The sequence below is a fragment of the Sphingobium sufflavum genome (genome assembly GCF_021403115.1).
In the GTDB taxonomy this organism is placed as follows: domain Bacteria; phylum Pseudomonadota; class Alphaproteobacteria; order Sphingomonadales; family Sphingomonadaceae; genus Sphingobium; species Sphingobium sufflavum.
In genome coordinates, this window is sequence record NZ_JAJSSH010000001.1 from 147,384 (window position 1) to 173,110 (window position 25,727).

27 protein-coding genes and 2 tRNA genes are annotated in these 25,727 nt (G+C 66.2%); 19 read left to right on the top strand and 10 right to left on the bottom strand.

Annotated elements, in window-relative coordinates; translation table 11 throughout:
• Positions 1–54: 54 nt before the first annotated feature.
• From rph to LWE61_RS00830, 3 genes are all read left to right on the top strand, one after another.
• Complete coding sequence (gene rph / locus LWE61_RS00820) at positions 55–783, top strand: ribonuclease PH (protein ID WP_234147914.1); 729 nt, start codon at positions 55–57, stop codon at positions 781–783.
• Positions 780–1,382, top strand: a complete 603-nt coding sequence (rdgB, locus tag LWE61_RS00825; RefSeq protein ID WP_234147915.1) for an RdgB/HAM1 family non-canonical purine NTP pyrophosphatase — start codon at positions 780–782, stop codon at positions 1,380–1,382. Before rph ends, rdgB begins: the two co-directional genes overlap by 4 nt.
• Positions 1,383–1,466: 84 nt before the next feature.
• A complete protein-coding gene (locus tag LWE61_RS00830; RefSeq protein WP_234147916.1) occupies positions 1,467–1,904 on the top strand; it encodes a TIGR01244 family sulfur transferase in 438 nt (145 codons plus the stop codon).
• 131 nt (positions 1,905–2,035) lie between these two features.
• On the opposite strand, the gene LWE61_RS00835 is transcribed toward LWE61_RS00830, so the two are convergent.
• Together LWE61_RS00835 and LWE61_RS00840 are read right to left on the bottom strand one after the other, a co-directional pair.
• Entirely contained in the window at positions 2,036–2,380 is a 345-nt protein-coding gene (locus LWE61_RS00835; RefSeq protein ID WP_234147917.1) for a hypothetical protein, read from the bottom strand.
• A gap of 250 nt (positions 2,381–2,630) precedes the next feature.
• Positions 2,631–2,705 (bottom strand) — tRNA-Thr (locus LWE61_RS00840).
• A gap of 81 nt (positions 2,706–2,786) precedes the next feature.
• Here LWE61_RS00840 and LWE61_RS00845 point away from each other — a divergent pair.
• The gene (locus tag LWE61_RS00845) at positions 2,787–2,999 is read left to right on the top strand and encodes a hypothetical protein (protein WP_234147918.1); all 213 of its coding nucleotides are present in this window, start codon (positions 2,787–2,789) and stop codon (positions 2,997–2,999) included.
• Here LWE61_RS00845 and LWE61_RS00850 read toward each other — a convergent pair.
• Both LWE61_RS00850 and LWE61_RS00855 read right to left on the bottom strand, forming a co-directional pair.
• The gene (locus tag LWE61_RS00850) at positions 2,985–3,383 is read right to left on the bottom strand and encodes a DUF7079 family protein (RefSeq protein WP_234147919.1); all 399 of its coding nucleotides are present in this window, start codon (positions 3,381–3,383) and stop codon (positions 2,985–2,987) included. The genes LWE61_RS00845 and LWE61_RS00850 overlap by 15 nt on opposite strands.
• Positions 3,384–3,399: 16 nt before the next feature.
• Positions 3,400–5,181 carry an aminopeptidase P family protein gene (locus LWE61_RS00855; protein WP_234147920.1) on the bottom strand — a complete coding sequence of 594 codons (1,782 nt, stop codon included), beginning with the start codon at positions 5,179–5,181 and terminating at the stop codon, positions 3,400–3,402.
• Between the two features lie 142 nt (positions 5,182–5,323).
• Here LWE61_RS00855 and LWE61_RS00860 point away from each other — a divergent pair, with 142 nt between their 5' ends.
• The 3 genes from LWE61_RS00860 (at position 5,324) to LWE61_RS00870 (ending at position 9,688) form a co-directional block, all read left to right on the top strand.
• Positions 5,324–5,845 carry a PAS domain-containing protein gene (locus tag LWE61_RS00860; protein WP_234147921.1) on the top strand — a complete coding sequence of 174 codons (522 nt, stop codon included), beginning with the start codon at positions 5,324–5,326 and terminating at the stop codon, positions 5,843–5,845.
• A 100-nt stretch (positions 5,846–5,945) separates the two neighbouring features.
• Positions 5,946–8,021 carry a S9 family peptidase gene (locus LWE61_RS00865; protein ID WP_234147923.1) on the top strand — a complete coding sequence of 692 codons (2,076 nt, stop codon included), beginning with the start codon at positions 5,946–5,948 and terminating at the stop codon, positions 8,019–8,021.
• A gap of 152 nt (positions 8,022–8,173) precedes the next feature.
• Positions 8,174–9,688 (top strand): catalase, encoded by a 1,515-nt coding sequence (locus tag LWE61_RS00870; protein WP_234147924.1) that lies wholly within the window; start codon positions 8,174–8,176, stop codon positions 9,686–9,688.
• Positions 9,689–10,117: 429 nt separating this feature from the next.
• On the opposite strand, the gene LWE61_RS00875 is transcribed toward LWE61_RS00870, so the two are convergent.
• Positions 10,118–11,836 carry an MFS transporter gene (locus LWE61_RS00875; RefSeq protein WP_234147926.1) on the bottom strand — a complete coding sequence of 573 codons (1,719 nt, stop codon included), beginning with the start codon at positions 11,834–11,836 and terminating at the stop codon, positions 10,118–10,120.
• Between the two features lie 497 nt (positions 11,837–12,333).
• On the opposite strand from LWE61_RS00875, the gene LWE61_RS00880 reads away from it, so the two are divergent.
• The 10 genes from LWE61_RS00880 (at position 12,334) to LWE61_RS00925 (ending at position 21,228) form a co-directional block, all read left to right on the top strand.
• Entirely contained in the window at positions 12,334–12,564 is a 231-nt protein-coding gene (locus LWE61_RS00880; RefSeq protein WP_234148576.1) for a zinc-finger domain-containing protein, read from the top strand.
• Positions 12,565–12,755: 191 nt separating this feature from the next.
• A complete protein-coding gene (locus LWE61_RS00885) occupies positions 12,756–13,667 on the top strand; it encodes an NYN domain-containing protein (RefSeq protein WP_234147928.1) in 912 nt (303 codons plus the stop codon).
• Between the two features lie 49 nt (positions 13,668–13,716).
• Positions 13,717–15,174: a metalloprotease TldD gene (gene tldD / locus LWE61_RS00890; protein WP_234148577.1), complete on the top strand. Its 1,458-nt coding sequence runs from the start codon at positions 13,717–13,719 to the stop codon at positions 15,172–15,174.
• A 257-nt stretch (positions 15,175–15,431) separates the two neighbouring features.
• On the top strand, positions 15,432–15,770 hold the full coding sequence (locus LWE61_RS00895; protein WP_234148578.1) for a P-II family nitrogen regulator: 339 nt from the start codon (positions 15,432–15,434) through the stop codon (positions 15,768–15,770).
• Between the two features lie 14 nt (positions 15,771–15,784).
• Complete coding sequence (locus LWE61_RS00900) at positions 15,785–17,125, top strand: ammonium transporter (RefSeq protein WP_234147929.1); 1,341 nt, start codon at positions 15,785–15,787, stop codon at positions 17,123–17,125.
• Positions 17,126–17,324: 199 nt separating this feature from the next.
• The gene (locus LWE61_RS00905) at positions 17,325–17,717 is read left to right on the top strand and encodes an MAPEG family protein (RefSeq protein WP_234147941.1); all 393 of its coding nucleotides are present in this window, start codon (positions 17,325–17,327) and stop codon (positions 17,715–17,717) included.
• A gap of 146 nt (positions 17,718–17,863) precedes the next feature.
• The gene (locus LWE61_RS00910) at positions 17,864–18,496 is read left to right on the top strand and encodes a TetR/AcrR family transcriptional regulator (RefSeq protein WP_234147943.1); all 633 of its coding nucleotides are present in this window, start codon (positions 17,864–17,866) and stop codon (positions 18,494–18,496) included.
• A 202-nt stretch (positions 18,497–18,698) separates the two neighbouring features.
• Positions 18,699–20,105 carry a cytochrome ubiquinol oxidase subunit I gene (locus tag LWE61_RS00915; RefSeq protein ID WP_234147944.1) on the top strand — a complete coding sequence of 469 codons (1,407 nt, stop codon included), beginning with the start codon at positions 18,699–18,701 and terminating at the stop codon, positions 20,103–20,105.
• Positions 20,102–21,118, top strand: a complete 1,017-nt coding sequence (gene cydB / locus LWE61_RS00920) for a cytochrome d ubiquinol oxidase subunit II (RefSeq protein ID WP_326490591.1) — start codon at positions 20,102–20,104, stop codon at positions 21,116–21,118. Before LWE61_RS00915 ends, cydB begins: the two co-directional genes overlap by 4 nt.
• On the top strand, positions 21,118–21,228 hold the full coding sequence (locus LWE61_RS00925) for a DUF2474 family protein (RefSeq protein WP_234147946.1): 111 nt from the start codon (positions 21,118–21,120) through the stop codon (positions 21,226–21,228). The genes cydB and LWE61_RS00925 overlap by 1 nt, the downstream gene beginning before the upstream one ends.
• Positions 21,229–21,264: 36 nt before the next feature.
• Here LWE61_RS00925 and LWE61_RS00930 read toward each other — a convergent pair whose 3' ends face one another.
• Together LWE61_RS00930 and LWE61_RS00935 are read right to left on the bottom strand one after the other, a co-directional pair.
• Positions 21,265–21,609 carry a hypothetical protein gene (locus LWE61_RS00930; protein WP_234147947.1) on the bottom strand — a complete coding sequence of 115 codons (345 nt, stop codon included), beginning with the start codon at positions 21,607–21,609 and terminating at the stop codon, positions 21,265–21,267.
• A 164-nt stretch (positions 21,610–21,773) separates the two neighbouring features.
• A tRNA-Cys gene (locus tag LWE61_RS00935) sits at positions 21,774–21,847 on the bottom strand.
• A 169-nt stretch (positions 21,848–22,016) separates the two neighbouring features.
• On the opposite strand from LWE61_RS00935, the gene LWE61_RS00940 reads away from it, so the two are divergent.
• Positions 22,017–22,670, top strand: coding sequence for a protein-L-isoaspartate O-methyltransferase family protein (locus LWE61_RS00940; RefSeq protein WP_234147948.1), 654 nt, complete (start codon positions 22,017–22,019; stop codon positions 22,668–22,670).
• Between the two features lie 93 nt (positions 22,671–22,763).
• Positions 22,764–23,357: a DUF2497 domain-containing protein gene (locus LWE61_RS00945; protein ID WP_234148580.1), complete on the top strand. Its 594-nt coding sequence runs from the start codon at positions 22,764–22,766 to the stop codon at positions 23,355–23,357.
• A gap of 102 nt (positions 23,358–23,459) precedes the next feature.
• Here the strand turns inward: LWE61_RS00945 and LWE61_RS00950 are convergent, their stop codons facing one another.
• The 3 genes from LWE61_RS00950 to LWE61_RS00960 form a co-directional block, all read right to left on the bottom strand.
• Positions 23,460–23,945 (bottom strand): GlcG/HbpS family heme-binding protein, encoded by a 486-nt coding sequence (locus tag LWE61_RS00950; protein ID WP_234147949.1) that lies wholly within the window; start codon positions 23,943–23,945, stop codon positions 23,460–23,462.
• 70 nt (positions 23,946–24,015) lie between these two features.
• Complete coding sequence (locus tag LWE61_RS00955) at positions 24,016–25,182, bottom strand: murein hydrolase activator EnvC family protein (RefSeq protein ID WP_234147951.1); 1,167 nt, start codon at positions 25,180–25,182, stop codon at positions 24,016–24,018.
• An 85-nt stretch (positions 25,183–25,267) separates the two neighbouring features.
• Positions 25,268–25,690 carry a 23S rRNA (pseudouridine(1915)-N(3))-methyltransferase RlmH gene (locus LWE61_RS00960; protein WP_234148581.1) on the bottom strand — a complete coding sequence of 141 codons (423 nt, stop codon included), beginning with the start codon at positions 25,688–25,690 and terminating at the stop codon, positions 25,268–25,270.
• Positions 25,691–25,727: the final 37 nt, after the last annotated feature.

Here is a 25,727-nt window from a genome sequence, read left to right on the forward strand (position 1 = left end):
CCGTCTAGGGCAGCACCAACCATTTTCCCTGTCCGAATAGAAGAGGATTGCCCCATGCGCCCGTCCGGCCGCACCCCCGATCAGATGCGCCCCATCAGCATTGAAACCGGCTTCACCATTCATGCGGAGGGCAGCGTCCTCATCGGCTTCGGCGATACGCGGGTGCTGTGCACCGCCTCCATCGAGGAGCGCGTGCCGCCGTTCCTGCGCGGCAAGGGTGAAGGCTGGGTGACGGCGGAATATGGCATGTTGCCCCGCGCCACCCACACCCGTGGCAGCCGCGAGGCGGCAAAGGGCAAGCAGTCCGGTCGCACGCAGGAAATCCAGCGCCTGATCGGGCGCAGCCTGCGCGCCGCGCTGGACCTGAAGGCGCTGGGCGAGCGTCAGATCACGATCGATTGCGACGTGTTGCAGGCCGATGGCGGCACGCGCACGGCCAGCATCTGCGGCGGCTGGGTCGCGCTGCGCCTCGCGGTCAACGGTCTGCTCGCCAAGGGCCTGCTCACCACCGACCCGATCACGCGCAAGGTCGCGGCGATCAGCTGTGGCATCTATCAGGGCACGCCGGTCCTCGACCTCGACTATCCTGAAGACAGCACCGCGGAGGCCGACGGCAATTTCGTGCTGACCAGCGACGGCCAGATCGTGGAAGTGCAGGCTACCGCCGAACAGGGCGCAACCTATGACGAGGAGGGGCTGCTGCGCCTCCTGCGCCTCGCCCGCATCGGCTGCGGCCAGGTTTTCGAGGCGCAGGATCGCGCTGTCGCGGACGCCGCGCGGTGACGCGGCGGCTGGAGCCGGGCCGGCTGGTCATCGCCAGCCATAACAAGGGCAAGATCCGCGAGATTGCGGATCTGCTCGGCCCCTTCGGCATCGAGCCTGTCTCTGCGGCGTCGCTCGACCTGCCGGAGCCGGAGGAGACCGGCACCAGCTTCATCGCCAATGCGGAACTCAAGGCGCTGTTGGCGGCGGACCTGTCCGGCCTGCCCGCCCTCGCCGACGACAGCGGCCTGTGCGTGGAGGCGCTGAACGGCGATCCCGGCATCTTTTCCGCCCGTTGGGCCGGGGAGGGCAAGGATTTCGCTATGGCCATGCAGCGCGTGTGGCAGGAAGTGGAGGCCAGGGGGCCGGACGCGGGCTATGACGCCCATTTCGTCTGCGCCCTGTGCGTCGCCTGGCCCGACGGCCATACGGAGAGTTTCGAGGGGCGCGTGGACGGCCGCATCGTCTGGCCGCCGCGTGGCGATCAGGGCTTCGGCTACGACCCTTTCTTCGTGCCCGTCGGCCATGCCATCACCTTTGGTGAGATGGAGCCGGACGCCAAGCATGGGATGAGCCACCGCGCCCATGCGTTTGCCCAGTTGAAGGCGCTGCTGCTGTAGGTCCGTCGGGGAGCGTGGCCGCTTGCGCTGCCGCCGGTCGGGGGCGTATGCAGCGGCCAACGATCCATAGGAAAGGCTGTCGCCATGCTTATCGCCCTGACCGAAAAACTCTATGTCGCGCCCCAGATTTCGGTGGATACCGTGGCGGAGGCCGCGCGGCTGGGCGTGTCGCTGGTCGTGAACAACCGGCCCGAAGGGGAATCGGCGGACCAGACCCCCGGCGAGACTATCGAGGCGGCGGCCAGGGCGGAAGGGCTGGCCTATGTGGCGATCCCGGTGACGCACGCGGGGTTTGCCCCGTGGCAGATCGACGCGCTGGACACCGCGCTGGCGGACAATGGCGAGGGCAAGGCGTTGCTCTATTGCCGGTCGGGCACGCGCAGCACGCTGCTCTGGGCGCTGGGCCGGGCGCGGGCGGGCGACGATGTGGACAGCATCGGCCAGACGGCGACGGCGGCGGGCTATGACCTCGCCCCGATCCGGCAGATCATGGAAGCCCTGTCCAGCGAAGCGAAAGCCTGACCGGGCCAGCGAGCCACTATCCGGCCTGATCGGGCCGGATCACGGGCAGGCGTCGCTACACTCTGCCCCGCGTCAACCACGGTGACCCCAGCGACAGCGGCCCGCGCCGTTCCACCTGAAGCCGGCAGAGCCTATGCCGTGTGGCGGATGAAATGCGGCTTGCGCTCCAGCGTGGCGATCAATCTCGCCAGTTCGCCGGAGGTCAGCGGCGCATCGAATCGGATGCCCGACCAGAAACTGTCATGCCACATCGCCGTGCCGGTGCGGGTCGTCCCGTCGGGGAAGGTCACATGCACCGCGCTTTCCGGCGGGAAATGAATCAGGCCGTCGGTGCCCATGCCGTGGCGGCTCAGGTCGATCATCACCCCCTCCGCCAGCATCTCCCCGCCGTGCGCCTCTCCCGCCATGCCGGACAGGCGCACGTCGGCGCGGATGGCGTGGCGGGCTTCGCGCTGCGGCGATTCGGTCAGGGTCATGCGACGGTTCCTTGTGGGGTTCCCTTGAAGTTTCTTGGGAGAAAGGGAGCCTGCCGGGGGCAGGCGTCGTGCCTATGGCCGTTGCCCTTGGTTTTCCGCCAATAAGCAGGGTTAATGACGGGTGATACGACCTTCATCGTACCGTCGTCCTGCGGCCGGGGTCCGGAGCGGCGCATCCCGGAAACGAAAAAGCCCCGCACGGGGCGGGGCTTTTGTATCGGACCGACCCTTCCTCCCAAGGGGGGAAGGGTGGTGCTGCCGGTGAGGATTGAACTCACGACCTCAGCCTTACCAAGGATGCGCTCTACCACTGAGCTACGGCAGCCCACGGGTGCAAGGGAAGCCCCTGCACCGAAGGAGCCGCGCCTATGGCGGGGCCAGACGCTCCTGTCAAGGCGCGTGGTGCTTGCGTCGTGATTGGCAGCGCGGCTATCGCATCGTCCCGATGACCGACAAGCTCCATGATCCCGCCCCGCCCGACCGCCCGGCCGATTCGCGCCAGGAACGGCTGGCTGCCCAGTTGCGCGCCAATCTGCGCCGTCGCAAGGCGCAGGGGCGGGCGCAGGCCGACGCTCGCACCGGTGAGGATGGGGTAGGAGACGAATCAGGCGAGGGGTGACGGCCCCGGCGGCGAATCGGGCACCCCGTCCAGACGCCGCGCCAGTTCCGCCCATGGTTCGTCGAGATGGCGGCGCAGCATCCGCGCGGTCAGCCAGCGCCACACCCTGCGCGGAGGCCGGGCCAACAACGCGGTCATTGTCTCCCGCACCGCGTCGATCGACCAGCCCGCCCATTCGCCCGCGACGCTGAACAGGTTGGGGCCAAAGGCGGGCGCGACCTCCTCCACCAGAATCCGGTGTAAAACGTCCGTAGGATAGCCCGACGCGCGCAGGGTCGCCGCGATGCGGTCAAAATCCTCCGGCTGCGATTCGGTGTCCAGAAACAGGTCGGACAGCGCATGCCAGACCGGCAGGCGCCGTTCGCGCTCCGCATCGGTCAGCATGGCTGTGCCGCGGGGTTCAGAGCGGCGCGCAGGCCATCCCGATCCACGCCAGCGCATCCCCCTCCAGCTGCGGGCCGATCACCGCCAGCACGCGCGCATGATAGGCGTCCACCCACGCCCGCTCCGCCGCGCTGAGCAGCGGCAGGTCGATCAGCGCCCGGTCGAGCGGCGCCAGCGTCAGCGTCTCGAAACCCAGCATCTCCCGCTCTGCCCCGTCGATGCTGCGCGGTTCGACCAGCACCAGATTCTCGATGCGGATGCCATAGGCGCCGGTCTTGTAATAGCCCGGCTCGTTGGACACGATCATGCCCGCCGCCAGCGGCTCGTCACCCTCGGTGGAGGTGCCGATCCTTTGCGGCCCCTCATGCACCGACAGGAAGCTGCCCACGCCATGGCCGGTGCCATGGGCATAGTCGAGGCCCGCCGCCCACAGATATTGCCGCGCCAGCACGTCGAGTTGGCCGCCCTTGGTGCCTTTGGGGAAAGTGGCGGTGGCCAGCGCGATATGGCCTTTCAGCACCAGCGTGAAATTGCGCACCATCTCCGCCGTCGGTGTGCCGATGGCGACGGTGCGGGTCACGTCCGTGGTGCCGTCGCGATACTGTCCGCCCGAATCGACCAGCAGCAGCGTGCCCGGCTCCACCGGCCGGTTGGTCTTCTCCTCCGCGCGATAATGGACGACCGCGCCATTGGGACCGGACCCGGCGATGGTGTCGAACGACAGGTCGACCAGCAGCCCCCCCTCCGCGCGAAAGGCGTGGAGCCGGTCGGCGGCGGACATCTCCGTCTCGTGGCCCTTCGGCCCCTCCACCGACAGCCAGTGGAGGAAGCGGGAGAGCGCGGCGCCGTCCCGCGCCTGCGCCGCCTTGTGCCCGTCGATTTCGACCGGGTTCTTGATCGCCTTGGGCAGGATGGTGGGGTCGCGCTGCGCCACGATGGTCGCCCCCGCATCGTCCAGCCGGTTGAAGATGGCGGCGACCGCCCGCTGCGGATCGACCGCGACCGTCTTGCCCGCCAGCGCGTCCAGCGCCTCGCCAAAGCCCGCCCGGTCCCTGATCCGCACCGCATGGCCCAGATGCGCCGCCATGTCCGGCCCGACTTTGGCCGGGTCGACGAACAGGTCCGCCGTCCCGTCGCCATGGACGAGCGCAAAGGCGAGGGCGACCGGCGTGCGGTCCACGTCGCTGCCCCGGATGTTGAACGCCCAGGCGATGCTGTCGAGCGCGGAGAGGACCACCGCATCCGCCCGGTTCGTCGCCAGCCATTGGGCGATCGCCGCGCGTTTCTCCGCGCTGGACTGGCCCGCGTGCCGTTCCTCATGCGGTTGCAGCTTTGCCGTGCCGGGCGCGGGGCGGTCGGGCCAGATGGCGTCGACCGGGTTGGTGTCCACCGCGACCAGATCCGCGCCCCGCGCCTTCAGCGATACGGCGGCGTCCTCCGCCCATTTGCGGGTATGCAGCCAGGGATCATAGCCGATGCGTCCCCCCTCCGGCGCATGGGCGCCCAGCCAGGCCGCGACGCTGGTCTGCGGAATCCCCTCATACTGCCAATGCTGCCCGTCCACCTGCTCGCGCACCTGGAGCGTGTAGCGGCCGTCGGTGAAGATCGCCGCTTCCTCCGGCAACACCACCGCGCTGCCCGCCGACCCCTGGAATCCGGTCAGCCACGCCAGCCGCTGCGCATAGGCGCCGACATATTCGCTCATATGCTCGTCGGTCAGCGGCACGACAAAGCCGGTCAGGCGGTCGCGGGCAAGTTGGTCGCGCAGGGCTTTCAGGCGGTCTTCATGGCTCGACATGGAAGGGGGTAGTCCCAATGGTGGCATCTCGCCCTCAACATAGGGCGTTTATGTCGCCGCGCCAGCCGCCGAAGGGCGAAAATCCTGCGATTCGCGAGCGGTTCGCAATCTATGGTTAAGGGGTCGGGCCTAGATTGGGGCCGTGCCCCTGTCATCCCGCCATCCCCCCAGCCTTCCCCTGCCACTGAACCATAGCTGGCCGCTGTTCGAGGCGCGCGAGCAGCTCGACGTCTCCCCGCTCGCCCCGTTCCGGCTGGGCGCGACGCCGTCCCCCGCGGCGGTGGCGGACGTGGAGGGCGCGCTTGCCCGCCATGGCATCGGCGTGTGGGACTGTCGGCTGCTCGACAATCGGGTGACATGGTCGGCGGGCGTCTATGACCTGTTCGGCCTGCCGCGCGGCATGGTGATGGATCGGGCGCTGAGCGTGTCCCTCTATACCCCCGCCTCCCGCGCGGTGATGGAGGAGTTGCGCGCCTACGCCATCCGCTACCGGCGCGGCTTCACCGTGGATGCGGAGTTGCGGCAGCCGGGCGGCGATCATCGCTGGATGCGCCTGTCCGCCGTGCCCGTGGTGGAAGAGGGCAAGGTCGTGCGCCTGTGCGGGGTGAAGATCGACGTGACGGCGGAATATGATGGCGGCGTGCGCCAGTCGCTGGCCGCCTGACCGGGGACTTGCCTCCGGCGCCCGAAGCGCGCCCCCCCCCGGCTCCCTGAATTTCCCTTACCCATTGAGCCTTGCCCCCGCCCGCTCTATCTCCGCTGTCATGACCGATAACAACCAGCCGCCCCGTGCGGAACAGCGCCCCCACAGCATCACCCATCATGGCCGCACCCTCACCGACCCCTGGGCCTGGTTGCGCGATCCCGGCTATCCCGATGTCACGGACAAGGATGTGCTGTCCTATCTGGAGGCGGAAAATCGCTGGTTCGAGGATGCGATCGCCCCGCACAAGCCGCTGATCGACACGCTGTTCGAGGAGATGAAGGGCCGCATCCGGGAGGATGACGCCTCCGTCCCGCAAAAGGATGGCGCCTATATCTACTGGCGCGCGTTCGAGCAGGGGGCGGAATATCGCAAATGGTTCCGCCGCCCGGTCGCCGCCCCCGGCGACGGCAGCGCGGACCAGCTCATCCTGGACGAACCGGCGCTGGCACAGGGCAAGGAGTATTTCCGGCTTGGCGCCATCTCCATCTCGCCCTGCGGCCGCTATCTGGCTTTCGCGATCGACGATAATGGGTCCGAACGGTTCGAGGCGCGCATCCGCGACCTGGAAACCGGCGCGCTGCTGGACGATGTCATCCCCGGCACCCTGTCGTCGCTGGTCTGGACGAAGGATGGCAAGGCCCTGATCTATGGTCTCGCCAACGATAACTGGCGCACCGACAACGCCCGGCTTCACCGCATCGGCACGCCCCTGTCCGACGATGTGGAACTGTTCCATGAGGAGGATGAGGGCTTTCGTGTCTCCGTCGGCCTGACCAGCGCGGAAAACTGGATCGTCATCGGCACCGGCGACCATGTGACCAGCGAGGTGTGGATGATCCCCGCCGACGACCCGCTGGCCGACCCGCGCTTGGTCGCAAAGCGCCTGCCCGACCGCGAATATGACGTGGATGAGCATGACGGCTGGCTCTACATCCGCACCAACGACACCCACCCCAATTTCCGCCTCGTGCGCGCCCGTGTGGAGACGCCGGACGTGTGGGAGGAGATCATTGCCCCATCGGAGCAATTCTACCTCACCGACGTCTCCCTCTTCAAATATTTCTATGTGACCGAAGGGCGGGAGGACGGCCTCGACCAGATCGAGCTGCGCGACTATGACACCCACACGCCGAACCGCATCACCTTCCCGGAGGCGGCCTATGTCGCGGGTCTGGACGACAATCCCGAATATGATTCAGCGAAGCTGCGGATCAGCTATGAATCCATGGTCTCGCCCGAAACCATCTTCGACCTCGACCTCGCCACCGGCATCCGCACCACATTGAAGGTGCAGGAGATACCGTCGGGCTATGACGCCAGCGCCTATGCAAGTGAACGCCTGACCATCACCGCGCGCGATGGCACCGCCATCCCCGTCTCCATCGTCTATGCGAAGGATTTCCCGAAGGACGGCAGCCGCCCGCTCCACCTCTATGGCTATGGCGCCTATGGCATCGCCATCGAGCCGGGCTTCTCCACCGGTCGCCTCTCCCTGCTCGACCGGGGTTTCGCCTATGCCATCGCGCATATCCGGGGCGGCGACGACCTTGGCCAGCAATGGTATCTCGACGGCAAGCTGGACAAGCGCACCAACAGCTTCACCGATTTCGTGGACGTGGCGAAGGGCCTGATCGACCTCGGCTTCTCCAGCGCGGGCAAGGTGACGATCAGCGGCGGATCGGCGGGCGGCGAGCTGATGGGCGCGGTCATCAACTCCGACCCCGACCTGTGGGGCGCGGTGGTGGCGCATGTGCCGTTCGTCGACGTGCTCAACACCATGCTGGACGCCTCCCTGCCGCTGACGCCCGGCGAATGGCCGGAATGGGGTAATCCCATCGAGGATGCGGCGGCGTTCGACCTGATCGCCTCCTACTCACCCTACGATCAGGTGAAGGCGCAGGCCTATCCCCCCCTGATGGTCACGGCGGGCCTCAACGATCCCCGCGTGACCTATTGGGAACCCGCCAAATGGGTGGCCAGACTGCGCGAGCACAAGACGGACGACAATATCCTGCTGCTCAAGACCAACATGGGCGCGGGCCATGGCGGCAAGTCGGGCCGCTGGGAATCGCTCAAGGAAACGGCGGAGGAGTTCGCCTTCATCCTCTGGCAGATGGGATTTGCCAAGGGCTGACCCGGAACAGCCCCGCCCTTTGGTTATCATCGGGCGGGCAACGGTTCTTCATCGACTTACTCATTCAAAGTGAGGGTGTTTATCAATTTAGTCGCTTAAAACTGCTGCGCTAGGATCATCTCATCGCGATAAAAGAGATGAGGAGCTGACCGATGACCGACCAATCCGGAACTGACAGGCCTGTCCTGACCACCAGTGGCGGCAATCCGATTGCCGATAACCAGAACAGCAAGAGCGCGGGGCCGCGCGGTCCCCTCCTGCTGGAGGATTATCAGTTGATCGAGAAGCTGGCCCATCAGAATCGCGAGCGCATCCCGGAACGGGTCGTCCATGCCAAGGGGTGGGGCGCGCATGGCAAGCTGACCATCACCGGCGACATCAGCCGTTATACCAAGGCGAAGGTGCTGCAACCCGGCGCCGAGACCGACCTGATCCTGCGCTTCTCCACCGTCGCGGGCGAGGCGGGCGCAGCGGATGCGGAGCGGGACGTGCGCGGCTTTGCGATCAAATTCTACACGCCGGAGGGCAACTGGGATCTGGTCGGCAACAACACGCCGGTCTTCTTCGTGCGCGATCCGCTGAAATTCCCGGACTTCATTCACACGCAAAAGCGGCATCCGCGCACCAACCTGCGCTCGCCCACCGCCATGTGGGATTTCTGGTCGCTCAGCCCTGAATCGCTGCATCAGGTGACGATCCTGATGTCGGATCGCGGCCTGCCCACCGACGTGCGCCACATCAACGGTTATGGCAGCCACACCTTCGCGCTCATCAACGACGCGGACGAGCGTTTCTGGGTCAAGTTCCACTTCAAGACGCTTCAGGGCCACCGCCACTGGAGCAATGAGGAGGCGGGCGCCGTCGTCGGCCGCACCCGCGAGTCCACGCAGGAGGATCTGTTCGAAGCCATCGAAAAGGGCGATTTCCCGCTCTGGAAGATGCAGGTGCAGATCATGCCGGAGGAGGATGCGGACAAGACGCCCTACAACCCCTTCGACCTGACCAAGGTGTGGCCGCATGGGGACTATCCGCCGATCGACATCGGCATCCTCGAACTCAATCGCAACGCGGACAATTATTTCGCGGAGATCGAGCAACTGGCGATGTCGCCGTCCAACATCGTGCCGGGCATCGGCTTCTCGCCCGACAAGATGTTGCAGGCGCGGGTGTTCAGCTATGCGGACGCGCATCGCCACCGGATCGGCACCCATTATGAGGCGCTGCCCGTCAACGCCCCCCGATCGCCGGTCCACACCTATCATAAGGATGGGGCGATGCGCTTCACGCCGAACAACCCCAACCCGGCGGCCTATTATGAGCCGAACAGTTTTTCGGGACCGGTGGAGGACAAGCGTTTCGCCGAACCGCCCCTGAAGATCAGCGGCGATGCGGACCGTCATAACCATCGTGAGGGCAATGATGATTTCGGCCAGCCCCGTGCGCTGTTCACCCTGTTCGACGCTGGGCAGAAGGAACGGCTGTTCGCCAATATCGCGGCGGCCATGGGCAATATCCCGGACGAGATCGAGGAACGGCAGGCGCGGTTGTTCGATCAGGTCCACCCGGACTATGGCGCGGGCGTCCGCCGAGCGCGGGTGGAGTATAAGGGCCGCAACCCCTCCATCTCCGCCCCGACCGACCAGTTGCTGAGCGATGCCTCAGCCTGACAGGAGGGCCTGACACGGGCCTGGCGTGATGGACAGGAAGCCGCAGCCGGTCGGGATGATCGGCTGCGGCTTCCTGTGAGCCGGGCGGCGGTGACCGCGGTTTGGGGAGCCGCCCTTGCCACCGTTATCCCGGACCCGATCCGGGATCCCGCTTTCTCTCCCGATGCCGACGCCCGAAGACGGAGCCGGTCCCCCGCCCGATTCGGAGTGACGAGGGGATAAATGTCTTTGGGACGATGCCCTAATCCCGTTCGCCCTAATCCCGTTCGCCCTGAGCTTGTCGACCCGAAGGCCGGGCGCAGCCCAACGACGGTATTTCTGGGGGCGCGGCCTTGGAAGAAGCCCTAGCCCTTCGCCATTCAAGCGAGTCCCGCGCCTCGTTTGAACAGGACGAGTGGCTGTCTATCACCGCAACATCCCGCCCCACGCTCAACTATAGCGCGTCGGATCGGTCAGCGGCGGCGACAGGTCCGTCGTCGCCCGCTCGTCGGAGGAAGGCACGGAGGCGGTGCGCCGTTCGATCATCCGGTGGATGGTCGGCGGCCATTCCCCCTCGTGCAGCGCGCGGATCGAGCTGCCGGTCGCGGCGTCCGCCTGCGTGCGCCGTTCATTATGGCGCACATAGTCCAGCCAGGTCGGCACCTGATAGCGTTCGACCCACAGCCGGTCGTCGGCCAGGTCGCGCAGCAGGCGCCAGTTGCGCGCGCCGTCGCGCATGCGGATGCGGCGGCGCTCGTCCATCACGTTCAGAAAGGCGACGGCGTTGGCGGGCGCGATCCGATACTCGATGCTGATGACCACCGGTCCGCTGCGCCCCTCCACCGCGACCAGCGTCTCCGGCTCTGTCCAGCGGCCCAGCGGGTCGAGGTTCCTGCCCCCCGTCTGCGGCAGCGGCCAGAGCCAGCTCGCCGCCAGCCCGACACCATGCAGGCCCGCGGCGGCCAGCATCGCACCGGCCACGCCATGCGCCTCCGCCAACATGCCAAAGCCGTAGCTGCCGATGGCCATGCCGCCGAACGCGAACATCTGGTACAGGGAGATGGCGCGCGCCACGACCCAGCGCGGCGACCCCAGCTGGACGGAGGCGTTGAACGACGACAGCGCCAGCACCCATCCCGCGCCATAGAAGGCGAGGGCCAGCATGGTCAGCGGCAGCGCGGGGCTGATCGCGACCGCCACCGATCCCAGCGCCAGCGTCAGGGTGGAACCGCGCACGATCCCCTCCGTGGTCAGGCGGGCGCGCAGCCAGCCGCTGCGCAGCGCGCCGATCACCGACCCGATGCCAAAGGAGCCGAGCAACAGGCCAAAGGTCAGCGGCCCGCCCGCCATCAGGTCGCGCGCGACCAGCGGCATCAGCGCGGAACTGGATGAGGCCGCGACGCCGAACAGCATCGCCCGGCCCAGCGTCAGGCGCAGGTCGGGCGACAGCGCGACATAGCGCAGCCCCGCCCCGATGGCGGTGCCCAGCGATTCGCGGGGCAGGCGGCGCGCCTCCCGCTCCGGTTTCCAGCGCAGCAGCACGACGATCAGCGGCAGGTAGCTGACCGCATTGGCCAGGAACGCCGCCCCCGCGCCCGCCGCCGCCACGATGGCGCCGCCAATCCCCGGCCCCACGCTGCGCGCGATATTGAAACCGACGGAGTTGAGCGCGATGGCGCCGGGCAGGGCGGGGCGTGGCACCATGTCGCCGACCGACGCCTGCCACGCCGGGCCGTTGAACGCGGTGCCGCACCCGATCAGGAAGGTGAAGGCCAGCAGCAGCCACGGCGTCAGATGGCCATAGACGGCGAACAGCGCCAGCGCGGTGGACGCGACCAGCATCAGCGCCTGCGCCGCCAGCATGACCAGCCGCCGGTCCATGCTGTCCGCCATCGCGCCCGCGACCAGCGCCAGCAGCATGATCGGCAGGGTGGTCGACGCCTGCACCAGCGCGACATGCACGGCGGACGCCGACAGGGCGATCATCATCCAGGATGCGCCGACCGACTGGATGATGGTGCCGAAATTGGAGATGAGGTTGGCGACCCACACCGCGCGAAAGATGGGAATCCGCAAGGGAGGCGGGGCTATGGGCGGCAGGGTGGGGGGCGACGGATCGGCGGGCGATGCGGCATTGGGTGCGATGGTGGGGATCGGGTCGGCGGCCATGGCCCTTCATGGCGGAAACGGGCTGGCCTGCCTAGGGTCCGCCCGCGTCCCGGTCGACGCCTGACCCGACCTCCCCGTCCCTTTGAAACAGCGCCGGAAGCCGCCGCGTTCGTCGCCGCCCGCAAGGTTGCGCGCGACCCCCTTGTTGCGCGGTGGAGCGGGCCATTGTCGCGCGTGGCGATCAGGCGGCGACCCCCGCCCGCCGATACCGCGCCGGGCAGGGAAAAGCCCTGTGCCGGGTCGGGCGGTCCGGCCTTGGACGTCCGGGCGGGCGCATGGGCCGTTGCCGCCTGCTCGGCACCGTTTCCAGTCGCCAAGGCATCGCCCGTCCGCCGTCCAGCCCGCTCGTCGTGCTTGCCTCGTCTGACCTGACGCCCCCGACCGGCGTGTTCCCGACCGAACCGTCAACCCCCACCGGGCCTGTTCCCGCCAACACCGTCGCTCCGCTGGGTCTATCCGGCTTGCCCCGCTCCGCCGCCGGTGATAATCGCGGGGGCATGAGCATCTCGCCGCCTGAAACCCTCCGCGTCTCCCACCGCCGCGTCTCCTGCGATGGCGCGGGCGACATCCCCGCTGCGCTGGGCCATCCGCGCGTCTATCTGGAGATGGACGAGGCGGGCTATGTCGATTGCGGCTATTGCGACCGGCGCTTCGTGCTGATCGGCGGCCCGGCGGACGGCGTGGCGCAGGGCGACCTGCCCGACATCGCGAGCGGCGCCAGCCACTGACGCTTCGGTGCAGCAGGTCCGGCGGCCTGTAGTCCCTCCATCTCTACTGGCTCGATCTCCGCTGGGCCATCGGGTCTGACGACTTTCGGCGGACCCTCGGCAGGCGTCTTCTCTGCGCCCGCCTGTGTCGCGTCCCCTCCCGAATCCCTCCCACGCTGGCGCTTGCCCGCCGCTTGCGGCATAGCCATGCGATGAGCATCGAACCCCGCGCCCCGCGCCTCGCCGTCCTGATCGACGCGGACAACGCCTCCGCCCGCATCGCCCCCGGCCTTTTCGAGGAAATCGCCCGCATCGGGGAGGCCAGCGTCCGCCGCATCTATGGCGACTTCTCCAGCCCGCGCAGCAAGAGCTGGTCGGAGATACTGGCGCGCCACGCGATCAACCCGCAGCACAGTATCGCCTACACCACGGGCAAGAACGCCTCCGACATCGCGCTGGTGATCGACGCGATGGACCTGCTGCACAGCGGCCGGTTTGACGGTTTCTGCCTCGTCTCCTCGGACAGCGATTTCACCGCGCTGGCCGCCCGCATCCGGGAACAGGGCGTGGACGTCTATGGCTTTGGCGAGCAGAAGACGCCGGAGAGTTTCCGCCAGGCCTGCCGCCGCTTCATCTATACGGAGAATCTCCTGCCTGCGGCGGTGGAGCGCGGGGGCCGGCCGGGGACGGCGGCGGTCGCTTCCCTTCCTGACGGGGGCCTTCCTGACGGGGGGACACCGGAGGGGGGCGAGGGCGACCGGCTGGAGGGCCTGCCCGGCCCGATCAACCGCCCGCCGGAAATGGCCGTGCCCTTCCTGCGCCGCGCGGTGCGGCAACTGGATAATGAGGATGGCTGGGTCGGCCTCGGCAATGTCGGCAAGATGCTGTCCGAACTCAACAGCGACTTCGACCCGCGCACCTATGGGTGCGGCAAGCTGAGCACGCTGGTGGAGAAGAGCGGCGCTTTCGACATCGACCGGACCGCCGGGCATGGCGTGCAGGTCCGCCTGAAACCCTCCGCCCCGGCCAAGGGCGATCCGGTCAGGGATACCCCGGCCAAGGGCAGTCCGGCCAAGGGCAACCCCGCCAAGAGCGCGCCCTCCAAAGCCAAGGGCCAGGGATAGCCGACAGAAGGGGGTGGAGGATCGCCCTTCCTCCCCCTATATCGGGCGCATGACCGACAGCGCGCCCCAAAGCTCCCCGGAGTTTCACGACATCCGCTCCTTCCTCTATCATGAGGGCAAGCTGGACCCCGACGGGGCGCGGCGGCTGACGGCGCAGGCGCTGGGCGCGTGCGATGACGGCGAGCTTTACCTGCAATATCGCGCGTCGGAGAGTTTCGGTTTCGACGACGGACGGCTCAAGACCGCCGATTATTCCACCGATGCGGGTTTCGGCCTGCGCGGCGTGTCGGGCGAGATGACCGGCTTTGCCCATGCCAATGACATTTCGGAGGGCGCGATCCGCCGTGCGGCGCAGACGCTCGCCCTGCTCGATCCCGCCCAGTCGCCGCCCGCCCCGCCGCCGCAGCGCACCAATCGCCATCTCTATACCGACGCCAACCCCCTCGACCTCGTCCCCTTCGCCAAGAAGGTGGGCCTGTGCGCCGCCATCGACGCCGCCGCCCGCGCCCGCGACCCGCGCGTGGTGCAGGTGTCGGCCAGCCTCGCGGGAAGCTGGTCCGTGGTGGAGATCGTGCGCGCCGACGGCTTCGTCGCCACCGACGTGCGCCCGCTGGTCCGCCTCAACGTCTCCATCATCATGGAGGAGAAGGGGCGGCGCGAGTCCGGCTCCTTCGGCATCGGCGGTCGCTACCTCTACGACAGCCTGTTCGAGGAGCCGACCTGGCAGCGCGCCATCGACGAGGCGATTGCCCAAGCGGAGGTCAACCTGCGCTCCATCGCCGCGCCCGCGGGGGAGATGACGGTGCTGCTCGGCCCCGGCTGGCCCGGCGTGCTGCTGCACGAGGCGATCGGCCATGGGCTGGAGGGCGACTTCAACCGCAAGGGCACCTCCGCCTTCACCGGCAAGATCGGCCAGCGGGTTGCCGCGCCCGGCGTGACGGTGGTGGACGATGGTTCGATCCAGGACCGGCGCGGATCGCTCAGCATCGACGACGAGGGCACGCCGACGCAGGAGAATATCCTGATCGAGGACGGCATCCTCAAAGGCTATATGCAGGACCGGCTCAACGCCCGGCTGATGGGCGTGCCCGCGACCGGCAACGGCCGCCGCGAAAGCTATGCCCATGCCCCCATGCCGCGCATGACCAACACCTTCATGCGCGGCGGTCCTGACGACCCTGCTGAATTACTGGGCAGGGTAAAGAGCGGCATCTTCGCCAAGAGCTTCGGCGGCGGGCAGGTGGACATCGTGTCGGGCAAGTTCGTCTTCTCCTGCACGGAGGCCTACCGGATCGAGAATGGGCGGCTGGGCGAGCCGATCAAGGGCGCGACCATCATCGGCGACGGCCCCACCGCGCTGACCCGCGTCATCGGCATCGGCAACGACATGGCGCTGGACGAGGGTATCGGCATGTGCGGCAAGGGCGGGCAGAGCGTGCCCGCGGGCGTCGGCCAGCCCACGCTGCTGATGGAAGGGTTGACGGTGGGCGGCACCGCCGCCGCCTGACGCTCCCTGCCCTTCGCCGCTTCGCGGAACCTCCGCCGATGCGGGGCGTAGTATAGACAGGCCCTGCTTTCGGGCGTTTGAAATCTTAACAAATGCCTAAAAAAGAGGCGGCCTGACCGGGCTGCCTCTTTTTTGTGCGCTGCGCCCGATCGTGCCGGGCATGCGGCATGACGAATCCCCCGGATTCCTGTCTTTTCAACATTTGGCACGCCCCTTGCTTACCTGTTTCCCCGCACACCACGTCAAACGGGGGCGACATGAAACTAGTCATGGCAATTATAAAGCCGTTCAAGCTGGACGATGTTCGGGAAGCCCTCACGGGGCTGGGCATCGCGGGCATGACGGTCAGCGAAGTTAAGGGGTTCGGTCGCCAGAAGGGTCAGACCGAAATTTATCGAGGCGCGGAATACAGCACCAACATGGTGCCCAAGATCAAGGTGGAGATCGTCTGTGACGACGGCCTCGCACCGCGTGTCGTCGAAAGCATCCAGCAGGCTGCCAACAGCGGCGCCATCGGCGATGGCAAGATCTTCGTGCTCGACGTCGGTCAGGCGGTGCGCATCCGCACCGGCGAAACCGGCGAAACCGCGCTTTGAGAAAGGGGCAAAGCATGACTTTCACACAGAAACTATGCGGATTGGCGGGCGCGACCGCCCTGTCGATCTTCGCCGCCGTCCCGGCATGGGCGCAGGAAGCCGCCGCAGCGGCCGCCGCCGCACCGACGCCGAACAAGGGCGATACGGCGTGGATGATGACCTCGACGCTGCTCGTCCTGCTCATGATCCTCCCCGGCCTCCAGCTTTTCTACGGCGGCCTGACCCGTTCCAAGAACATGCTGTCCACCATGACGCAGATCGGCGCCGTCGCCGCCCTCGCCATGCTGGTCTGGGTGATGTGGGGCTACACCATGGCCTTTGGCGATGGCGGCAACGCGATCATTTCCGGCTTTGGCAAGGCGTTCCTGGCTGGCATCACGCCGGACAGCACCGCCGCCACCTTCAGCGATGGCGTGGTCATCCCTGAATATGTCTTCGTCAGCTTCCAGATGACCTTTGCCGCGATCACCGTCGCACTGGTGCTGGGTTCGGTCGTGGAGCGGATCAAATTCTCCGCCGTGATGGTGTTCGCCATCATCTGGCTGACGATCGTCTACTTCCCGATCGCGCACATGGTCTGGGCCAGCAACGGCTATTTCTTCGGCCTGGGCGCTCTCGACTTCGCCGGCGGCACGGTGGTCCACATCAATGCGGGCGTCTCCGCACTGGTCGCCGCCCTGATGCTCGGCAAGCGTATTGGCTTCCCCAAGGAGCCTATGCCCCCGCACAGCCTGACGCTGACCATGGTCGGCACCGGCCTGCTGTGGGTCGGCTGGTTCGGCTTCAACGCCGGTTCGGCGCTGGAAGCCAATGGCTCGGCGGGTCTCGCCATGATTAACACCTTCGTCGCCACGGCCGCTGGCGGTCTGTTCTGGATGCTCACCGAGCGCCTGAACGGCCACAAGGGTTCGGCTCTCGGCTTCTGCTCCGGTATCGTGGCCGGTCTGGTCGCCGTGACCCCGGCTGCGGGCAACTCCGGCCCGTTCGGCGCCATCGTCCTCGGCGCTGTCGCCTCGGTCGTCTGCTTCTACTCCGTGTCGTTCCTCAAGCCCAAGCTTGGCTATGACGACTCGCTGGACGCTTTCGGCATCCATGGCGTGGGCGGCATCATCGGCGCCATCGGCACCGGCATCGTCTACTCGCCGTCGCTTGGCGGCCCCGGCGGTGACGACTTCCAGATCGGTGCGCAGCTCATCATCCAGATCGAGGCGGTTGTTGCCACCATCGTCTGGGCCAGCATCGGCACCGCCATCGCGATCTTCATCGCCAAGGCGCTGACCGGCCTGCGGGTGAAGCCGGAAGTCGAGCAGGAAGGTCTCGATCTCGGCGAGCATGGCGAGCGCGCCTACAACTAAACGGTTTCGGGAGGGCGGGTCGCCACGGACGATCCGCCCACCACATGATGTTCCTCCTGCGAACGGACAACTGGGCCGCTGTACTCTGTACGGCGGCCTTTTTTTTGGTCATGGTGCGCCCCGTCGACCTGCGCCGACCGTGACGACGACGACGACGCCACCGCAGACGGGCAGGGGCGATGGATAGAGGGGGATGCCGATGACGACCGAACTGACCGTGCTGGCCTGGGGCTGCATCCTGGCGCTGGTCCATGTCTTTGCCGCGGGCAATGCCAAGACGAAGCAATATGGCGCGAAGTGGAACATGGGGCCGCGCGATGGCGAACTGCCGCCGCCCAATCCCCTCGTCGGTCGCCTCATGCGGGCGCAGGCCAATTTCTTCGAGACATTTCCCCTGCTGGTCGCCGCGGTGCTGATCGTGGCGGTGGCGGGCCTGTCCACGCGCTGGACGGCGATTGGCGCGATCGTCTGGCTGGTTGCGCGGGTCATTTACCTGCCGCTGTATGCGGCCGGGATTCCGGGAATACGGTCGGTGGCCTTCCTCGTCAGCCTCGTCGGGTTGCTGATGGTGCTGTGGCCGGCGCTTTTCTGAATAAATCGGGCCGTGTTGAACGATTCGGGCGACGGATTGAGGATGTGCGCGCCATCCATCGTACGCCTGATTCCGCCTGCCGCATCCTGACATAATTTGTGTCATTTCGCTTTTGACACGGATTCGGCCTGATTCTATGCGGGGTTATGACCGTATATTCCGACACTATGGGCGACAGCGGGGGTGGCGCACCCATGTCTCGCGACCAGCATAAGGCGGATGTTCGGACGCGGATCATCGACAGCGTGCTGGTGCTGCTGGCCGATGGTGCGGACGTCAATCATGACCGGGTGGCGGAACGGGCGGGTGTCGCGCGGCGCACCGTCTATCGCTATTTCCCGGATCAGGCGGCGTTGATGCAGCCGGTGTGGGAATGTGTGACGGCGCTGGCCGGGACCAGCGTGACCCTGCCCGACAGCGAGGAGGCGATGCTGGCCTCCATGCCGGAAATCTACCGGGCGTTCGACGCGGTGGCGCCGCTCGCGACGGTGATCCGCTCGACGGCGCTGGGGCGCGCGGTGCGGCTGGCGCAAAAGGACCAGCGCACCGCCAGCTATCGCGCCGCCGTGGCCGATGCGGTGAAGGACTTGCCGGAACAGGACGGCCTGCTGGCGACGGCCCTGTTGCAGGTGTTGCACACCACGCCCTGGCTGGAGATGCGGGACGACTGGTCGCTTAGTGGCGACCAGGTCGCGCTGGCCTGCGGCTGGGCGATGCAGGTGCTGCTCAAGGATCTGCGCGCCCGCGGCGACCGGCCACTGGCCGATGGACCGGCCTGATACGCCATACAGGCTTTTGGTTGGTCATGTTGAAACAGGGACGGCGCTGATAACCCCCGGATGACGTCATGACGACGGGGCCTTCGCTCTCCCATCCGCCCGCCGCACCGCCATGGCAAAGCCGCCTTGCCTGTGGGACAAGCTGTCCAATCCCCCACCGCCCTGCCCTGCTGTACGGGCGGTGGGGAAAGGGAGTTGCCCGATGATCGAATCGTTCGAGGCCTTGCTGCTTGCCCGCATCCAGTTCGCCTTCACGGTGAGCTTCCATTTTCTCTTCCCGGCTTTCAGCATCGGGCTGGCCAGTTACCTCGCGGTACTGGAGGGGCTGTGGCTGCGCACCGGGCGCGGCGTCTATGCCGACGTCTATCGCTACTGGCTCAAGATTTTCGCCGTAGTGTTCGCGATGGGTGTCGTGTCGGGCATCGTCATGTCCTACCAGTTCGGCACCAACTGGTCCGTCTTCTCGGACAAGACCGGACCAGTGATTGGGCCGCTGATGGCCTATGAGGTTCTCACCGCTTTCTTTCTGGAGGCTGGGTTCCTGGGCGTGATGCTGTTCGGCATGAGGAAGGTGGGCCGGGGCCTCCATTTCATGGCGACTTGCGCGGTGGCGGTGGGCACCTTCATCTCCGCCTTCTGGATCCTGTCCGCCAACAGTTGGATGCACACGCCCACGGGTTTCGAGATGGGTGCGAACGGGCAGTTCCTGCCGGGGCCGAGTTGGGCGGCGATCATCTTCAACCCCAGCTTTCCCTATCGCCTCGTCCACACCGTCATCGCGGCCTATCTGACCACGGCCTTCGTCGTCGGCGCGGTGGGGGCATGGCACCTGCTGTGCGACAGGGGCAATGCCGGCGCGCGGGTCATGTTCTCCATGGCGATGTGGATGGCCGCGCTGGTCGCCCCGATCCAGATTTTCGCGGGTGACGAACATGGGCTGAACACGCTGGAGCATCAGCCCGCCAAGGTCATGGCGATGGAAGGCCATTATGACAGCCACCCCGACGGCGCGCCGTTGATCCTGTTTGGCATCCCCAACAGCCGCGAAAAGCGTATCGACTATGCGGTGGAAATTCCCAAGGCATCGTCTCTGATTCTCAAGCATGACCCCAACGCCCCGCTGGCGGGTCTCGACACCATTCCCGATGACCGGGAACCGCCGGTCGGCATTATCTTTTGGTCGTTTCGAGTGATGGTGGGGCTGGGCTTTGCCATGCTGGGGATCGGCCTATGGAGTCTGATCGCGCGGGCGAAAGGGCGGTTGTTCGACTGGCCCTGGTTGCACCGCGCCGCCGTGTTGATGGGACCGTCTGGTTTCGTCGCGGTGCTGGCGGGATGGATCACGACGGAGGTGGGGCGGCAGCCGTTCACCGTCTATGGCTTGCTGCGCACAGCGGAAAGCGCGTCGCCGCTCGATGCGCCCGCCGTGGCGGTGTCGCTCATCGCTTTCGTCATCGTCTATTTCACCGTCTTCGGCGCGGGCGTCTGGTACATCGTCCACCTGATGCACAAGCCGCCGCATGTGGGTGAGACGGGCCTTGATGGAGCGCCGATACGATCGTCGGGGGTGACGCCGGCCCCGGCCATGCTGAAGGGGGAAGGGCAATGATCGACGCTTCGATGTTCAGCGATCTGGCCATGATCTGGGCCGTCATCATCGCCTTTGCCATTGCCGCCTATGTAGTGATGGACGGCTTCGACCTTGGCATCGGCATCCTGTTTCCCCGCTTTCGGGTCGGGGCCGAACGCGATACGGCGATGAACAGCATCGCGCCGGTGTGGGACGGGAACGAGACATGGCTGGTGCTGGGCGGTGGCGGGTTGCTTGCGGCCTTTCCGCTGGCCTATGCGATCATCCTGCCCGCGCTCTATGCTCCGTTGATCGCGATGCTGCTCGGCCTCGTCCTGCGCGGTGTGGCGTTCGAGTTCCGCTGGCGTGACCCCGCCCATCGCCCGACATGGGATGTGGCCTTCTTCACGGGATCGCTGGTCGCGACGCTGGCGCAGGGTATCGCGCTGGGTGCCCTGTTGCAGGGCATTACGGTGGAGGGGCGTGCCTATGCTGGCGGTTGGTGGGAATGGCTGTCGCCGTTCAGCCTGCTGACCGGGGTGGCGCTGGTTGCGGGCTATGCCTTGCTGGGCAGTTGTTGGCTGATCTGGAAGACGGAAGGGCGGTTGCAGGATCAGGGCTATGGTTTCGCCCGCTGGCTTGCTGTGCTGCTGATCCTCGCCATTGCGGCGGTCAGCCTGGCGACCCCCTATCTGGAGGGGCAATATTATGCGCGCTGGTTCCGTTGGCCGGGACTGCTGGTGACGGTGCCTATGCCGATGGCGACGACGCTGCTGGCCCTGTTCTTCTTTCGCAGCCTGCGCGCGCGGCGGGAGGCGGCGCCCTTCTTCCTCGCGCTGGGCCTGTTCGGCCTGTCGCTGCTGGGGCTGGGCATTTCGATCTGGCCCGATGTGATACCGGGCCGCGTGTCGATCTGGCAGGCGGCTGCGCCGGATCGTAGTCTGTCCTTCATGCTGGTGGGGGCGGGGGTGATGATCCCCGTCATCCTGACCTATACGGCTTGGGCCTATTGGGTGTTCCGGGGCAAGACCGGCGCGGACGGCTATCACTGATGGGCGCGGGTTTCATCAGGCGGCTGGGCTGGATGGTCGTGCTCTGGGCGGCCAGCGTGGCGGTGCTGGGCATGGTCGCTGGCCTCTTACGCTGGTGGCTGCTGGGTTGACGGCAGGGAGGCGGCAGCCCTCCCTGCCGATCTTTCTCACTCGCCGACGATGGCAAGGCCATAACGATGGCCGCGTTCCGCCATTTCCTTTACATAGTGGCCGCGCTCATGAACGAGTTCATGGCGATATTCCTCCCAAGCGTCGCGCCGGTCCTCCGTATCGGTCGCATGACGCAGATCGCTCGACAATTCCTTCTGCGCCTCGCCCACATTGGTGCGATAATCATACCAGAAATGATTGGTGATCCCTGCGATGGGCGCGGCGATGATCCGCGATTCCTCGCTCCGCGCCAGCCTTTCCTCGTCAAGCATCTGGACAGTAGCGACGGCGGATCCCGCGCTGGCGATGCACAGCAGGGCGATGGCAAATTTCTTCATCATGGCGTTCTCCTTCCCGAATGACGGCCTCTTGGGGTCGGGCAAGGGGACAACGACAGGAGAGCCGGGATTCATCCCGTGTGTACCGATTTTGTCGGTGGATGGCGATGATCGTGGGACAGGGCGTCTACGACGCTGATTCGCGGTCCGGTGTCGGCGTGCGAATGTGGAGGCCCGAGCCGGAATCGAACCGGCGTGCACGGATTTGCAGTCCGCTGCGTCACCACTCCGCCATCGGGCCTCGGTGTGGAGAAGGAGCGCCGCTAGCCGAATTTCCCGGTGATGGCAATCCGCCTGTGGACAAAGGCTTGTCATAAGCGCTGATCCATCGCGAAAGCGGGTTTCCTGACGGGCGAAATCATGCTCTAGGCGGTTAGATCAGAGACATGCACAGCCGATCAGGGACCGTGATGACCCAACAAGATTTCACGTCGATGCGCCGGGCGATGGTTGAGAGCCAACTGAGGACCAACGACGTCAACGATGTCGCGGTGATTCGCGCGATCCTGTCCGTCCCACGCGAGGATTATGTGCCGGAAGAGCGCCGCGCCGCCGCCTATATCGATCGGGCGGTTCCGCTGGCGGATGGTCGCGCCCTCAACCCGCCGCTGGCGACCGCCCGTCTGCTGGTGGAGGCGAAGGTGAAGGCAGGTCAGACCGTGCTGCTCATCGGCGCCGCGACCGGCTATGCCGCTATGCTGCTTGCGACCCTAGGTGCGACGGTGACGGCGCTGGAAAGCGATGCGGGACTGGCGGAAGGTGCACGGGCGCGCCTGTCTGGTGTTGCGGACGTGACGATTATTGAGGGCCCGCTGGAGGCAGGTGTCTCCGCTGCTGCGCCCTATGATCTGCTGTTTATCGATGGTGCGGTGGAAAATGTGCCGGAAGCGTTGAGCGATCAGATCAAGGTCGGTGGACGTGCCGTTTTCGCCCGCGCGGACCAGGGCGTGAGCCGGCTGTGTGTCGGCGTACGGAGCGCCGGTGGATTCGGCGCGACGGTGCTGGTCGATGCGGAGGCGGTGGTGCTGCCCGGTTTCGCAGCCCCAAAAGCGTTTCGTTTCTGAGGTTTGGTGACGGATTTTACACTCCGTTAACCAACTTGCGCTGGCACGGCTTGTGCAACAAAAGGGCGCTGTCGTGATTCTTGGGAGCAGGTGATGGGTGTGGTGGCAAATGAACCGTCGATGGAAGACATTTTGTCGTCAATCAAACGGATCATTGCCGATGGTTCCGACCGCGCTTCGCCCGTGCGGCCCATGCGTCGGCGGGCGCCCGATCGCGATGAAAGCGAATTGTCGGGTGGCTATGGAGACAGCAACATGGCGACGGGTGCGGAGCGGGATGCGTTTGGCATGCTTGACGACAGCGATTCCGCCGTTCTCGAACTGACGGACAAGATTGAGGAGCCGAGCGCCATGACCGAAGCCGCCGCGACGACGCGCAAGGCGACCCCGAAGGCCGCTCCTCAGGCCCGTACCACGGCACAACCTGTTCACGCCGCCGATGCCACCATCGCTCCGCAGGACGATATGATCCTCTCCGATCTCAGCACGCAGGCTGCGCGCGAATCGCTCAATCAGCTCTCATCACTGCTGGTCCGCCCGCAAGAGGGTGACGCGAACACGCTGGAGGGTCTTGTGCGTGAAATGCTGCGCCCGATGCTAAAGGACTGGATGGAGGCTCATCTGCCCGATCTCGTCCAGTCGATGGTGAAGAAGGAAATCGACCGGATCGTTGGCCGTCTCGGTTGAGGTTGACGGCGCGTATCGAGTGATAAGGCCAAATTACAGGCCCTGCGAAGTTTAAAACAGCATTTGGGAAGGCGGCTTGTCGCTGGACAGATGGGTCGCTGGTCAGTCGAGTTTGATCGCAGCGAGTGATGCTGCGGCGATTTCTCCATCCTGTGCGGTCGTGCCACCACTAACCCCCAAGGCGCCGATGACCCGGCCTTGCGCAAGGATCGGCACGTCCCCCTCGACCGCGACCATGCCGTCGAGTGTCAGCTGGCCAAAGTTCACCCCATTCACACTGTCCGCAGACGCCTTTGTCGGCCGCCGGTAACGGGCGGCGGAGCGTGCCTTGGCCTGCGAAACTGTGATGGAAGCCGATTGGGTTCCGTCCATCACTTCCAGAAGGATTGGTTCGCCCGACGGCAACACAACGGCAAAGGCCATGGTAAAGCCACGGGTGCTGGCCTGGCGATGGGCGGCATCTACGATGATTCGTGCTTGGCGGAGGGTGATGGCGGGGCCATAGGGACCGGCTATCTGTTGCGCCTGTAAAGGCGCGGCCGAGGCGCAGGCCGCTATCATCAGTGCGATGGCGATTGTCCGATACATTCTGGCTCCTTCCCTCGCTTATGGAAATGTTGGCGATGCATATCCGGTGCTGGATGGTTCGCTTCGCATGTCAGTGCAACAACGCCGCAATGTCCACGGGCCGGTCAGCCCGACGCAATTCTATCGTCACCTGCGGCTTGGTGGAGGCGGTGATGCCCAACGGGTCGCCTTGCCGCACTGTTTCGCCCACGGATACCGACAGGCGGCGCATATGGGTGATGAGCGACGTCCAGCCCGCGCCATGGTCGATAATGACGATATTGCCATAATCACGGAACGGTCCCGCAAAGGCGATGCGTCCTGCGGTGGGTGCGACCACGGCAGCTCCGGCGGCGGTGGTGATGCTCAGTCCGCGTGAACGCACGCCATTGGTGGATACCTCGCCAAAGCCAGCGACGATTTCACCCACCACGGGCAGGCGATATGTTGCGACACCGCCCGCCGTTTCCACCTGTTGGCTGGCGGGCAAGGACGTGTCGCCGGGCTGGATGGGGCGGAGTGTCGGGCCAGGCAGGATTGCCAGCGTAGCGCGAACGCTGCTTGCGTCTTCCATCCGCTCCATCAGATCAACGATGTCGCGCGCATTCTCGCCCATCGCCAGTGCGCGATCAGATTCCACAGCGGCGGTATCCCGAAACTGGCGGGAAGCGATACGGCGGGCCGCCTCCAGTTGCGCGAGTTCTGCACGGCGCTGCGTCAACTGATCGCGGGACATGAGGAGGGCGATGCGCGCGGTTTCGGCGTCTTTGCGCAACGCCCGGCTGTGGGTGAGTTCGGCGCGCAGCCCTGCCGTTTGCTGGGCGATGACGGGCATGGCGCTGGCCAGCACGATACGGAAATGCACGGCATCGGCAATGGAGCCGGGCTGGAGCAGGGCCAGGATTGGGGGACGGCGCGCAATGGCCTGCAACCCGGCGGTCAGGCGGGCGATAGGGGCCTGCCGCTCGGCGAGGCGTCGCGCCTGTGTCCGTTGTAGCGCGCTGACGATGGCGATGCGCGCCTGCCCGGCACGCAGGTCGGCTTCCGATTGCTGAATGCGGGCGGCGAGGGCTGCGGCGCGGTCGCGGGCGCGGTCTGCCTCCGCCTCCGCCCCAACGGCGCGCCGTTCAAACGTTTCGCTCCGGTGACGGGCTTCGTCCGCCTGGGTTCGGGCGTTGACGAGGGCACGCTGTTCCTCGGCCAGGGAAGAGGCGGCGTTGATTCGTTCGCCAAGCGGGATGAGTATTGCACCAGACAACAGCAGAGCGATGGCAATGGCTAAGGCCGCCGTTCGAAACCTTCGTGCGCTTGTTCGCCTGTTCACCGCATCCCCTCCCATGGGGCTATCCTTCGCGATGATAGGGGTGGTTGGCAAGGATACTGGTGGCGCGCCACAATTGTTCGGCCAGCATCGCGCGCGCCATCATATGGGGCCATGTCATGCGGCCAAAGGCGATCAGCCGGTCGGCACTGTCGCGTTCCTGCTGGCTAAAGCCATCCGCCGCGCCGATTTCGAACCGGCATTCTCGCCGTCCTTCGTCGCGCCAGCGGCCCAGCAGGTCGGCAAGCTGGACAGAACTGAACTGGTCGCCATGCTCGTCGAGCAGGATGCGTGCCGTGCCGGGCGACAAGGGAGGAATCTTGCCGCCCTTGTCGGGCAGTTCGGTCATCTTGAACGGCCAGTTCAGGCGACCGGAATAGCGGGTGACGAGGTCCGCTTCCGGTCCCCGCCCAATGCGCCCGCGCGCTAGGATGTGCAGCATCATCATGGCTGTATCGGCCCACCCCCTGGCCGGTTCACCA